At 70.8% G+C, this 11,805-nt stretch carries 12 protein-coding genes; 5 read left to right on the top strand and 7 right to left on the bottom strand.

The genetic code is table 11. The annotated features are described in order from the left end of the window. From ABD269_RS30150 to ABD269_RS30140, 3 genes are all read right to left on the bottom strand, one after another. Positions 1-1,138 (bottom strand): glycoside hydrolase family 5 protein (locus ABD269_RS30150; RefSeq protein WP_344123105.1); only part of this gene is annotated, 1,138 nt, incomplete at its 3' end. 33 nt (positions 1,139-1,171) lie between these two features. Further along, positions 1,172-2,134, bottom strand: coding sequence for a zinc-binding dehydrogenase (locus tag ABD269_RS30145; RefSeq protein ID WP_344123029.1), 963 nt, complete (start codon positions 2,132-2,134; stop codon positions 1,172-1,174). 149 nt (positions 2,135-2,283) lie between these two features. Next, positions 2,284-3,495 (bottom strand): NAD(P)-dependent malic enzyme, encoded by a 1,212-nt coding sequence (locus ABD269_RS30140; RefSeq protein WP_425573012.1) that lies wholly within the window; start codon positions 3,493-3,495, stop codon positions 2,284-2,286. 500 nt (positions 3,496-3,995) lie between these two features. On the opposite strand from ABD269_RS30140, the gene ABD269_RS30135 reads away from it, so the two are divergent. The 4 genes from ABD269_RS30135 to ABD269_RS30120 all read left to right on the top strand — a co-directional run bounded on the left by ABD269_RS30135 (position 3,996) and on the right by ABD269_RS30120 (position 7,625). Further along, positions 3,996-4,958: an ABC transporter substrate-binding protein gene (locus ABD269_RS30135; protein WP_301892384.1), complete on the top strand. Its 963-nt coding sequence runs from the start codon at positions 3,996-3,998 to the stop codon at positions 4,956-4,958. 143 nt (positions 4,959-5,101) lie between these two features. Then, the gene (locus ABD269_RS30130) at positions 5,102-6,052 is read left to right on the top strand and encodes an amino acid ABC transporter permease (RefSeq protein WP_344123026.1); all 951 of its coding nucleotides are present in this window, start codon (positions 5,102-5,104) and stop codon (positions 6,050-6,052) included. Then, the gene (locus ABD269_RS30125; protein ID WP_301892388.1) at positions 6,049-6,810 is read left to right on the top strand and encodes an amino acid ABC transporter ATP-binding protein; all 762 of its coding nucleotides are present in this window, start codon (positions 6,049-6,051) and stop codon (positions 6,808-6,810) included. The genes ABD269_RS30130 and ABD269_RS30125 overlap by 4 nt, the downstream gene beginning before the upstream one ends. A 167-nt stretch (positions 6,811-6,977) precedes the next feature. Continuing rightward, positions 6,978-7,625 carry a CGNR zinc finger domain-containing protein gene (locus ABD269_RS30120; RefSeq protein ID WP_344123024.1) on the top strand — a complete coding sequence of 216 codons (648 nt, stop codon included), beginning with the start codon at positions 6,978-6,980 and terminating at the stop codon, positions 7,623-7,625. On the opposite strand, the gene sodX is transcribed toward ABD269_RS30120, so the two are convergent. Then, complete coding sequence (sodX, locus tag ABD269_RS30115) at positions 7,511-7,981, bottom strand: nickel-type superoxide dismutase maturation protease (RefSeq protein WP_425573011.1); 471 nt, start codon at positions 7,979-7,981, stop codon at positions 7,511-7,513. The two genes, ABD269_RS30120 and sodX, sit on opposite strands and share 115 nt — an antisense overlap. Before the next feature lie 158 nt (positions 7,982-8,139). Between sodX and sodN the strand changes: the two genes are divergently transcribed. Further along, complete coding sequence (sodN, locus tag ABD269_RS30110) at positions 8,140-8,535, top strand: superoxide dismutase, Ni (RefSeq protein WP_116213843.1); 396 nt, start codon at positions 8,140-8,142, stop codon at positions 8,533-8,535. A gap of 80 nt (positions 8,536-8,615) precedes the next feature. On the opposite strand, the gene ABD269_RS30105 is transcribed toward sodN, so the two are convergent. Genes ABD269_RS30105 through ABD269_RS30095 form a run of 3 tightly spaced genes read right to left on the bottom strand, consistent with a single transcriptional unit; the run spans position 8,616 to position 11,535 of the window. Then, the gene (locus ABD269_RS30105) at positions 8,616-9,842 is read right to left on the bottom strand and encodes a beta-ketoacyl-[acyl-carrier-protein] synthase family protein (protein WP_344123021.1); all 1,227 of its coding nucleotides are present in this window, start codon (positions 9,840-9,842) and stop codon (positions 8,616-8,618) included. Next, positions 9,839-10,099, bottom strand: coding sequence for an acyl carrier protein (locus ABD269_RS30100; protein WP_344123019.1), 261 nt, complete (start codon positions 10,097-10,099; stop codon positions 9,839-9,841). The genes ABD269_RS30105 and ABD269_RS30100 overlap by 4 nt, the downstream gene beginning before the upstream one ends. Beyond that, positions 10,096-11,535 carry a condensation domain-containing protein gene (locus ABD269_RS30095; protein ID WP_344123017.1) on the bottom strand — a complete coding sequence of 480 codons (1,440 nt, stop codon included), beginning with the start codon at positions 11,533-11,535 and terminating at the stop codon, positions 10,096-10,098. The genes ABD269_RS30100 and ABD269_RS30095 overlap by 4 nt, the downstream gene beginning before the upstream one ends. Positions 11,536-11,805: the final 270 nt, after the last annotated feature.

Raw genomic sequence — 11,805 nt, 5'->3', positions numbered from 1 at the left:
CCGCAGCCGACGCCACCACACGCCGCCAAGACAGCCGCTCCTTGTTGGGCAGGAAACGCCCCGCCTCATCAACCGCGCAGTAGCCACCCCCGTAGCACCACGTATAAGCCGCCCAGCCGGACGCGTAGCGCGCGAGGGACGCGAGGGCGTCGTCGTAGAAGCGGGGCATGTTCGGGAGGGACGAGTCCGGCGGGCCCCACTCGCCGATCACGACGGGGACGCGCTGCTCGCGCGGGTAGCGGGTCACCGCGGACTCGTACGCCTCGATCCAGCGGGCGGCCGGGTCGTAGTCCCGCCCGGCCTCCATGGCGGTGTTGTAGAAGTGCGGGGCGTAGACGACCTTCGGGTCGTGGATGCGGCCGAGGCCGGTGGGGACGGCCTCGCCGACGACCGGGGTCGGTTCCACGAAGAGGTGGTGGCGCCGGTCGACGCGGCGGACCGCCGCCGCGAGGCGGTTGTACATCGGGGTCAGCTGGTCCCGTTCGATGCGGCGGGCCGCGGCCGGCAGGTCCTCGCCGGAACGGAGCCTGCCCATCGGCTCGTTGATCAGGTCGTAGCCGAACACCGCCGGGTGCCGGCCGAGCCTCCCGGCGAGGAGTTCCCACATCCGCGCCTGGGCGGCGCGCAGGTCCGCGTCCTCGTAGAGGTGCTCGAAGGCGGCCTGCACGGCGGGCTCGTAGTATTCGGCGAACCAGTCGCCCGGGTGCGGCACGTAGGCCAGCCCGTCGGTGCGCGTGGCCCATTCGGGGATGCCCCGGTGGCCGCCGAAGGCGGGCCCGAAGACGTCCTGGTGGGCGTCGATCACCACCCGGAAGCGGTAGCGGTGCGCCCAGTCCAGGATGTGTTCGATCCGGCGGAGGTAGCGCTCGCTGTACTGCCCGGGCCGTGGCTCCAGGTCGTCCCAGAAGACCAGCAGCCGCGCCAGGCCGAACCCGGCGCGGGCCATGTCGCGGAAGTGCCGCTCGGTGATGCCGGTGAGGGCGTCGGCGCCGCGGTGGGTCTTGTCCTCGACGTTCCAGCCGCGCAGGTCGAGGACCCGCCCGCGCCCGTCGGTGAGGCGCGGGACGGAGTCGTCCGTACGGGCCAGGGCGCTGCCCGGCGCGAGGAGCGCCGCCACCGTGGCGAACACGGTCACCATCGCCCGCAGCCCGCGCACGGCACTCCCCCATGGCTAGACGGTCAGGACCACCTTGCCGAACAGGTCACCGCCGGCCATCTTCTCGAAGCCCTCCCGCGCCCGGTCAAGGGGCAGGACGGAGTCGATCACCGGCCGTACGCCCGTCGCCGCGCAGAAGCTCAGCAGGCCGGCCAGCTCCTCCTTGCTGCCCATGGTGGAGCCGACGACCTTCAGCTCCAGGAAGAAGATGCGGTTGAGCTCGGCCGACGCGGGGCTCTGGCCGCTGGTGGCGCCGGAGATGACGAGCGTCCCGCCGGGCTTGAGGGACTTGACGGAGTGCGACCAGGTGGCGGCGCCCACCGTCTCGATGACGGCGTCGACGCGGTGCGGCAGCCGGGCCCCCGGCTCGTACGCGCCCTCCGCGCCCAGCTCCACGGCGCGCCGCCGCTTGGTCTCGTCGCGGCTGGTGGCGAAGACCCGCAGCCCGGCCGCGGCCCCGAGCGCGATCGCCGCGGTGGCCACGCCGCCGCCCGCGCCCTGGACGAGGACGCTGTCGCCGGGTCGCACGTCCGCGTTGGTGAAGAGCATGCGGTACGCGGTCAGCCAGGCGGTCGGCAGACAGGCAGCCTCCTCGAAGGAGAGCTCCTTCGGCTTCGGCAGGACGTTCCACGCGGGGACGGCCACGCGCTCGGCGAAGGTGCCCTGGTAGCGCTCGGTGAGGATGGAGCGCGGCTCGCGCGGGCCCACGCCGTGGCCGGTCTGGCCGATGACGGAGTGGACGACGACCTCGTTGCCGTACTCGTCGAGCCCGGCGGCGTCGCAGCCGAGGATCATCGGCAGCGCTTCCTCGCCGAGGCCGACACCGCGCAGCGACCACAGGTCGTGGTGGTTGAGGGACGCGGCCTTGACGTTGACGACGGTCCAGCCGGGCGGAGCCTGGGGTTCCGGGCGTTCGCCCAACTCCAGTCCGTCGAGCGGCTGATCACGGTCGATGCGGGCGGCGTATGCGGCGAACATGATCCGAACCTAGCGCCGGGGGTGGGTCCGGTGGAACCACGCGAGGCTGTGACGCGCGTCGCCGCGCTCCGGGCTCCGCCCGGACCGTACCGGCGCGCGGTGTCCTCAAACGCCGGACGGGCTGAATTCAGCCCGTCCGGCGTCGGGAATCAACGGCGCGCCACACCCTCCGCGCGGGCCGCCGCCGCCACAGCGGCCGTCACCGCGGGAGCGACGCGCTCGTCGAACGGCGACGGGATCACGCACTCGGCGCTCAGCTCGTCGGCGACCACCGCGGCGAGCGCCTCGGCCGCGGCGAGCTTCATGCCCTCGGTGATGCGCGAGGCCCGCACCTGGAGGGCGCCGGCGAAGATGCCGGGGAAGGCGAGGACGTTGTTGATCTGGTTGGGGTAGTCGCTGCGCCCGGTGGCGACGACGGCCGCGTACTTGTGGGCGACGTCCGGGTGGATCTCCGGGGTCGGGTTGGCCATGGCGAAGATCAGCGCGTCGTCGGCCATGGTGGCGACGGCCGACTCCGGAACCGTGCCGCCGGAGACGCCGATGAAGACGTCCGCGCCCTTCAGGGCCGTCTCCAGCGGGCCCGCGAGCCCGGCCTTGTTGGTGAAGCCGGCGAGTTCGCGCTTGACCGGGTTGAGGTCGTCGCGGTCCGCCGAGACGATGCCCTTGCGGTCGCAGACGGCGACGTCGCCGATGCCCGCCTCCACCAGGATCTTGGCGATGGCCACCCCGGCCGCGCCCGCGCCCGAGATGACGGCGCGCAGGCGGCCGAGCGGGCGGCCGGTGAGCTTGGCGGCGTTGCGCAGCGCGGCGAGAGTGACGACGGCGGTGCCGTGCTGGTCGTCGTGGAAGACCGGGATGTCCACGCGCTCCTGGAGCTTGCGCTCGACCTCGAAGCAGCGCGGCGCGGAGATGTCCTCCAGGTTGACGCCGCCGAAGGAGGGCGCGAGGCGGGCGACGGTCTCGACGATCTCGTCGACCTCCCGGCAGTCGAGCGCGATCGGCACCGCGTCCACGCCGCCGAACTGCTTGAAGAGGATCGCCTTGCCCTCCATCACGGGCAGGGACGCCTCCGGCCCGATGTCCCCGAGCCCGAGCACCGCGCTGCCGTCCGTCACGACCGCGACGACCTGGGACTTCCAGGTGTAGTCGTGGACGAGCTCGGGCTGTTCCGCGATGGCGCTGCACACCTTGGCGACGCCTGGCGTGTAGGCGAGGGACAGGTCGTCCCGGTCGCGCACGGGCACGGTCGCCTGGATGGCCATCTTGCCACCCCGGTGCAGCGCGAAGGCCGGATCGAAGAGCTCGTCGCGAGCTTCGTCCGCACCGTGGGCGCCGCGAGGATTCACAATCTCCGCTGCCACTTCATTGACCCCTTTGTCGAATTAGCGTCGAGGGTAGCCGCCCGAGGTTGCGGACCGCCGGGCGCACCTGACGTGCGCCCTGAGCCCCGGGTCCGGGGGATGTAGCAGGTCTTTCTACCGGATGAGCACTACGGCCGCCGAGTGAGTTCCCGGACGCCGCGGGTCATGGCATCGCCACAAGCACGTCGAAAGCGTGTCGACTGGTGCCGGAAGTCCATGGAGTGAGACAAGAGGTGCGTGAGATAGGTCTCGCACCGGAGAGGCACACCGAAGTCCGGTAGTACGAACCGACCTGGTACCGCACGGGGATCGCCCGTTATCCGATTTTGACATAGCTAGCCCCCCGAACGGTGCAGTCCAGATGGCAAGATGCCCAAATCACACGAGGTCGCGAACACCCGATGGTGTGTGCTTGCGGCCCCGTATGTCCCCCGTGTTCCCACGCAGTGCCCCCAGTGTTTAACAGTCGGCTATCCCCTCACCCGCAGGAGGAACCAGCAATGACCGCAAGCACCACCCCTCGCACGGCTGCCGCCAGGAGTCGTTTGGCCGCCGCCGGCGCGATCGCGGTCGCCGGCGCCCTGCTGCTGACCGGCTGTGGCGACCAGCGGAACAAGCACGGCGGCGGGTCCGAGACCGCCTCGGGCTCCACGGCCCCGCTCTTCGCCAAACTCCCCAAGGACATCCAGGACTCCAAGGTCATCAAGGTCGGCTCCGACATCGCCTATCCGCCGGTGGAGTTCAAGAAGGACGGCAAGACCGTCGGGATCGACCCCGATATCGCCGATGCCCTGGGCAAGGAACTCGGCGTGAAGTTCGAGTTCAACAACGGCACCTTCGACGCCCTGCTGACGGGTCTGCGCTCCAAGCGTTACAACATCGCGATGTCGGCGATGACCGACTCCAAGGACCGGCAGAACGGTGTCGACCCGAAGACGGGCAAGAAGGTGACCGAGGGCGTCGACTTCGTCGACTATTTCACCGCCGGTGTCTCGATCTACACCAAGAAGGGCGACACCAAGGGCATCAAGACCTGGGACGACCTCTGCGGCAAGAAGATCGCCGTGCAGCGCGGCACCGTCTCCCACGACCTGGCGAAGTCCGAGTCGGACAAGTGCGACAAGGCCGGCAAGGGCAGCATCGGCATCGAGGCGTTCGACACCGACGTGGAGGCGCAGACCCGGCTGAAGGCCGGTGGCGTCGACGCCGTGTCCAGCGACTTCCCGGTCGCCGCCTACGCGGTGAAGACCGCGGGCGGCGGCAACGACTTCGAGACGGTCGGCGACCAGGTGCAGGCCGCGCCCTACGGCATCGCCGTCCCCAAGGGCGACTCCCAGCTGCGGGACGCCCTGCAGGCCGCCCTTGACGCGATCATCAAGAACGGTGCGTACGAGAAGGTCCTCAAGACCTGGGGCGTCGAGGCCGGCGCGGTCAAGGAAGCCAAGGTCAACGGCGGTTCCTGACCCGGCCGCCACGGGCTGTCACCTCCGCGCCGCCGCCCCTTCCCCCGGGCGGACGGCTCCCCCGCCGTACCCGCACGCGCGGCGGACGGCCCGCCAGGCGCCCCCTTTCTTCCCCCGAATACGGACCGCTGAAAGGCCATACCGTGACTGCTGCTCCCGAAAAGACGGGGCCCGCCGACGCCCCGCCCCCCGGCCGTGAGCCGGAGACCATCAAGGCCATTCCGGTACGGCACTACGGGCGGTGGATCTCCGCCGTCGTGGTGCTGGCCCTGCTCGGGCTGCTGGCCAATGCTTTTGCCAACGCCAAGGTCAATTACCACGCCATCCCCGACTACCTGTTCAACTCCAACGTCATCACCGGTCTCGGCAAGACCGTCCTCATCTCCGTCCTGGCGATGGCGCTCGGCCTGGTGCTCGGCATCGTGCTGGCGGTGATGCGGCTGTCGAAGAACCCGGTGACCTCGTCGGTCTCCTGGGCCTACATCTGGTTCTTCCGCGGCACCCCGGTCTACGTCCAGCTGCTGCTCTGGTTCAACCTCGCGCTGATCTTCCCGGAGATCAATCTCGGGTTCATCTACCGGGACTACACGAGCTCGTTCATGACCCCCTTCATGGCCGCGCTGCTCGGCCTGGGGCTCAACGAGGCCGCGTACATGTCGGAGATCGTCCGTGCGGGCATCCAGTCCGTCGACGAGGGCCAGACCGAGGCGTCGCACGCGCTCGGCATGAGCCAGGGCAAGACGCTGCGCCGCATCGTGCTGCCGCAGGCGATGCGCGTCATCGTGCCGCCGACCGGCAACGAGTTCATCAACATGCTCAAGACCTCGTCGCTGGCGGCGAGCGCGGCCCAGTACCTGGAACTGCTGCGCTCCACCTCCGACATCGGCCAGACCACCGGCGCCACGGTCGAGATGCTCTTCCTCGCCGCGACCTGGTACCTGATCCTGACCAGCGTCTTCAGCGTCGGCCAGTTCTATCTGGAGCGGTACTACGCCCGTGGCTCGCTGCGCAGCCTGCCGCTCACCCCGTGGCAGAAGGTCAGGTCCAATCTGGCCGCTATCAGCAACCGCTCCTCGGAAGGCGTGAGCGCATGACCGCGATGGTGAAGGCCGAGGGCGTGCACAAGTCCTTCGGCGCAGCGCACATCCTCAAGGGGATCGACCTGGAGGTCGCCCAGGGTGAGGTGTTCTGTCTGATCGGCCCGTCCGGCTCCGGGAAGTCCACCTTCCTGCGGTGCATCAACCACCTGGAGAAGATCAACGCCGGGCGGCTGTACGTCGACGGCGAGCTGGTGGGCTACCGGCAGAAGGGCGACAAGCTCTACGAGCTCAAGGACAGCGAAGTCGCCCGCAACCGCCGGGACATCGGCATGGTCTTCCAGCGCTTCAACCTCTTCCCCCACATGACGGCGCTGGCCAATGTGATGGAGGCGCCGATCCAGGTGAAGGGCGAGTCCAAGGCGGCGGCCAAGGAGCGGGCCGTGAAGCTGCTGGACCGGGTGGGCCTCGCCGACAAGGCCGGCAACTACCCCTCCCAGCTCTCCGGCGGCCAGCAGCAGCGCGTGGCGATCGCCCGCGCGCTGGCCATGGAGCCGAAGCTGATGCTCTTCGACGAGCCGACCTCGGCCCTCGACCCGGAGCTGGTGGGCGACGTCCTGGACGTCATGCGCGGTCTCGCGGAGGACGGCATGACGATGATCGTCGTCACCCACGAGATGGGCTTCGCCCGGGAGGTCGGCGACGCGCTGGTCTTCATGGACGACGGCGTGGTGGTGGAATCCGGCCACCCGCGCGAGGTGCTCACCAACCCCCGGCACGACCGCACGAAGTCGTTCCTGTCGAAGGTGCTGTAGGGGGCCGCGAGCGGGAAGAGGCGGTGGTACGGGCGGGCCCGTGCCACCGCCTCGGCTTTTTGCCCCGCGCTTGGTAATACCCTCGATAGAGTGAGAGCTATTACCTTTAGCCGGGCGCCCGGAAAAGCGCCGTGAACCGCCGCTCGCACAAGCCATAAGGACCGAAAGTGGAACTGGCCTATTACTCGGACTATGCCGTGCGGCTGGTCAACACCGAGGAGCCCGCGCGCGGCACCGACTCGCTCACCTCCGTCGAGGCGCTGCGCGAGCTCTTCGGCGCCGGGGCGCAGGCCGCCCGCCGCGCGTCCGACAGCGACGTCACCCGGCTGCGGTCCGTACGGACCCGGCTGCGCGCGATCTTCGAGGCGGCCGACGCGGGCGAGGAGGTGCGGGCGGTGGACCTGCTCAACGCCCTGCTGATGGAGTTCCCCGTCAGCCCGCAGATCTCCGGCCACGAGTTCCGCGACGAGGACGGCCGCCCCAAGTGGCACATGCACATCGCCGACCACGCCGCCAACGCCGGCGCCTCCTACACCGCAACCGCCTGCATGGGCCTGGCCGTCCACCTCACCGAGCTGGGCGTGGACCGCCTCGGCATCTGCCAGGCCGCCCCCTGCCGCAACGCCTACCTCGACACCTCGACCAACCGCTCGCGCCGCTACTGCTCCGACCGCTGCGCCACCCGCGCCAACGTCGCCGCCTACCGCGCCCGCAAGCGCCTGGAGAGCCGGGAGGCCGGGGCCGCCACGGGCGCCGCACGCAACGGCCGCAGCGCGGACGCCAGCCAGGACAGCAGCGCCACCGGCGAGCGCTGACCCGCGCCCGGCGGGCGCCGCAGCCGCACCCAGGCGCGGGCCACCACGAACTCCTCGGGCACCGTGCCGAACTCGCGGCTGTCGTTCTCCACCAGCGGGTTGTCCCCCATCACCCACCAGCCGCCCTCGCGCCGCTCGACCACCCGCTTGACGATCAGCAGGTCCTGCCTGAACGGGTGCCGCAGCACCACCACATCACCCGGCCGGACGGCCGCCCCGTACTGCACGACGAGCTGGTCCCCCGGGTTCAGCGTCGGCACCATCGACGGGTTGTAGACCTCGGCCAGCCCGATCCGCAGCAGTCCGCGACGCTCGCGGTCCTGCTCCTGCCCGCGCTCGTCCACTTGCTCCTGCACCTCGGCACCTCCCGGTCCGTTTTTCCTCCACCAGTCCCGGCAGCAGTTCCAGACTGACACCGGACTTTTGTCCTAAGCCCCCCGGGGCACCCGAGAAAAGCCTTCCCACACCGAGTAATCTCGCACCTGAGAAGACGATCACGAGGAAGGACAGTTTTATGCTCTCCCGCCTGTTCGCCCCCAAGGTGCAGGTCAGCGCGCACTGCGACCTGCCGTGCGGCGTTTATGACCCGGCCCAGGCCCGTATCGAGGCCGAGTCGGTCAAGGCAGTCCAGGAGAAGTACCAGGCCAACGAGGACCCGGACTTCCGCACTCGCGCCCTCATCATCAAGGAGCAGCGCGCCGAGCTGGCCAAGCACCATGTCTCGGTGCTGTGGAGCGACTACTTCAAGCCGCCGCACTTCGAGAAGTTCCCCGAGCTGCACCAGCTGGTCAACGACACCCTCAAGGCCCTGAGCGCGGCCAAGGCGTCGAACGACCCGAAGACGGGCGAGAAGGCGCTGGAGCTCATCGCCGAGATCGACCGCATCTTCAAGGAGACGAAGAAGGCCTGACCCGGGCTCACTCGCGTACGCACCCGGTCCGCGGCTCCGTCGGGAGTCCGCGGGCCGGGTGCGGCCGTTTCCGGGCGGGGTCAGGACCAGGGGCGGAAGGCCAGGACCTCGTTGTGGCCGCCGAAACCGAACGCGTTGCTCACCGCGAGGCCGATCTCCTGCTCGCGCGGGGCCTTGTGGACGAGGTCCAGCTCGAAGGCCGGGTCGGCCGTCTCCAGGTTTGCCGTCGGCGGGACCAGCCGGTGCTGGAGCGTCAGCACGGTGAGGGCCGCCTCCACCGCGCCGCCCGCGCCCAGGCAGTGGCCCAGCGCCCCCTTGGCCGAGGTCACGCTGGGGGCGTGCGGCAGGACCCGGGCGAGCAGGGCGGCCTCGGTGGAGTCGTTGATCCGGGTCGAGGTGCCGTGCGCGTTGACGTGGTCCACCTCCCGGGGCGCGGCGCCCGCCTCGGCGAGCGCCGCCCGCAACGCGGCCTCGGCGCCCAGGTGTTCGGGGTGCGGGGCGGTGACGTGGTACGCGTCGCTCGTGGAGCCGCAGCCGGCCAGGACCGCGCGCGGCACCGCGCCGCGCCGCCGGGCGTCGTCCGCGCGCTCCAGGACCAGCACGGCGGCGGCCTCGCCGAGCACGAAGCCGTCGCGCGCGGCGTCGAAGGGGCGGGAGGCCGCGGCCGGGTCGTCGCGGCGCCCCGAGAGGGTGCCCATGCGCTGGAACCCCACGGCGATCAGGGGGGTGACGGCCGCGTCCGCGCCACCGGCGACCACGACGTCGCAGGCACCGGACAGCAGCAGGGACCGGCCCAGCGCGATGGCGCCGGCGCCCGAGGCGCACGCCGTCGACACGCTCAGGCTCATCCCGCGGGCCTTCAGGTCCATGGAGACCTCGGCCGCGGGCATGTTGGGGATCATCTTCGGCACGAGCGCAGGGGAGACTCCCTCGTGCCCGTCACGCAGCAGGTCGCGGTGGCCGTCCTCGCACGCCAGCTGACCGCCGAAGCAGGTGCCGACGACCACGCCCACCCGGCCGCCGTCCCAGCCGCCGGGGTCGAGTCCCGCGTCCCGTACCCCCTCCCGGGCGGCGGCGACCGCCAGTTGCGAGCAGCGGTCCGTTCGCCACAGGGCCCGGCGCCCGAGGTACGCCCCGGGGTCGAAGCCCGGGACGCGGCAGGAGAAGTCGACGGGCAGGCCCGCCAGCCGGGGGTCGGTCGACGCGGCCGGGCGGCCGTCGCGCACGCCCTCCCAGGTGGCCTCCGCCCCGACCCCGGCCGGGGTGACCATGCCGAGGCCGGTCACGGCGACCCCGGTACGGGTCACGGCATCACTCCCTGCGCCGCCCGCAGCGCGCGCTTCTCCTCCAGCAGGGCCACCAGCTCCGGGAGGGTGTGGTGCGAGGTCACCTCGTCCTCGCCGACCTTGACGTCCAGCTCCCTCCCCAGGGTGTAGAGCAGCTCGATCACGGCCAGCGAGTCCAGGTCCATGGACGCCAGCGTCCCGTCGGCCGCCATCTCCTCGGGAAGCACCTGGAACTTGTCCGCCAGAATCGCTTCCACGATCTCCCGCACTGGGGTCATGCAGTCACTCCCGGGCTACTCGATGGGTCGGCGAAGGCGTAATCGCCCGTCTTCGCCACGCTGTGGAGCACGTCCCGCACACGGTCGGTGAAACAGGCGACGCTGATTCCGGCGAGCTCCGTGTCGGGGTGGCGTGCGGTGAGCCGCACTCCGTCATGGGTGCGGTTCACCCAGATGTTGGCCTTGTTGCCGCGGGTCATCCGGAACAGCGTCCGGGCGTTCCACTCGGTCCACCGCTGCGCGCCGGGGACCACCCGCATGTCGGTGAAGGAGACGAAAGGGAAGAACTCGGGCATCGAGCGCTCCAAGTCCCGCTCCATGCCGAGGAGTTCGACGACCCTGAGGAAGGGCACCCGGGTGAGGCGCATCGCCGTCCTCGCGGAGCGGTGCGCGCCGTGCACGGCGTCCTGGAACGTCCTCGCCGTCCCGAGGTCGATCTCGACCGGGCCGATCCCGATGAACCAGCCCACCGAGCGCACCCACTCCGGCCGGGAGCGCGTGTGCATCGGCATCACCGTCCGGTAGACCCGCGCGCCCGTGAGCTGGTGGGCGGCGATCGCGAAGGCGGCGAGCAGCCCGGCGAGGAAGCCGCCGTCCGCAGCGTGGCAGATCTCCTCGACCGCGTCGGCCCCGGCGGCGTCGACCAGCCAGGTGTCCAGCATGGTGTGCGGCACCAGTTCGTCCTCGGCGACGCCGAGGTCGAGGGGGAAGCGGGGCATCCGTCCGCCGGCGTTCTCGACGAAGCGGCTCCAGTCCGCGACGGCGGGGTGGTCGGCGCCGATCCGTTCGGCGGTGGCGCGCTCCGCGACGCTGAAGTCCACATAGCTGCCGATGCCGTCGTGCCCGATCGTTTCTCCGGTGGCGATCGCGGCGTAGAGGTCCTGCAGTTCCTGGACGGCCATCGCGACGGAGTACCCGTCGGCGTGCGCGTGGTCCAGTCCCACGACGACGGTGGTGGAATCGGCGCGCTCCACGGTCTCCACCACGAAGCTGGGCAGCCGGAACGCCTCGGCGGCGCCGTCGATGCGCTCCTGGAGGTATCCGCAGAGCTCCTCGCCGTCCGTGAAGTCGCCCAGGTCCGCGTCCCGTACGGACACCGCGTGGCTGTCGACGGTGAACCGCTCGGGCTTCCCGCCCTCCAGCCGGAAGCCGCTGCGCAGCGTCTCGTGCCGTTCGGCCCAGGCGCGCACCGTCCCGCGGAACGCCTCGGCGTCGAGGGGGCCGGGGATCTCGAACCCGAATCCCAGCCAGGCCGGTGTCCCGAGGCCGCGCTCCATGAGCTTCAGGAAGAACTTCAGGTGCAACTGCTGGTTGTACGACAGGGGCGTCGCGTTCCCCGCCGACCGCGCCGCCTCGTGGAAGGGCGCCGCGTCCAGCGTCCACTCCCGGAGCCGGCCGGGGGCCACGTGGTAGTCGGAGAGGGGGGTCATCAGCATCCGCGGACCCCGTCCCCGGTGCGCAGCCGTTCCTCGGGGCCGGTTCCGACAACCCTCACCACGCCCACGTGCAGCTCCCAGACCTCGCCGTCCGTCATATCTCCGCGTTCAGTGCCCAACGGGGGTCCGACTCATGGCGCGCGGACCGACCGCGTACACGGATTGAGGAACCGTCCCCGAACCGGTGGCAAGGTCGACTCCCGTGGCGTACGAGGCGCCGGGCCCCGGTCGCGACGGCCCGTGAAAACGAACGCGCACTTTTCGGTCATG

This window comes from Streptomyces blastmyceticus (assembly GCF_039521185.1).
GTDB classification, from domain to species: Bacteria; Actinomycetota; Actinomycetes; order Streptomycetales; family Streptomycetaceae; genus Streptomyces; species Streptomyces blastmyceticus.
The sequence above is the reverse complement of the archived record's forward strand: the minus strand, read 5'-3'. Positions and strand labels throughout refer to the sequence as shown.

What these genes read in the sequence shown, in the direction of transcription:
- ABD269_RS30145 (WP_344123029.1), bottom strand. Translation starts at nt 2,134, where the DNA reads ATGTTCGCCGCATACGCCGCCCGCATCGACCGTGATCAGCCGCTCGAC.
- ABD269_RS30095 (WP_344123017.1), bottom strand. Translation starts at nt 11,535, where the DNA reads ATGCTGATGACCCCCCTCTCCGACTACCACGTGGCCCCCGGCCGGCTC.
- ABD269_RS30135 (WP_301892384.1), top strand. Translation starts at nt 3,996, where the DNA reads ATGACCGCAAGCACCACCCCTCGCACGGCTGCCGCCAGGAGTCGTTTG.
- ABD269_RS30100 (WP_344123019.1), bottom strand. Translation starts at nt 10,099, where the DNA reads ATGACCCCAGTGCGGGAGATCGTGGAAGCGATTCTGGCGGACAAGTTC.
- sodN (WP_116213843.1), top strand. Translation starts at nt 8,140, where the DNA reads ATGCTCTCCCGCCTGTTCGCCCCCAAGGTGCAGGTCAGCGCGCACTGC.
- ABD269_RS30125 (WP_301892388.1), top strand. Translation starts at nt 6,049, where the DNA reads ATGACCGCGATGGTGAAGGCCGAGGGCGTGCACAAGTCCTTCGGCGCA.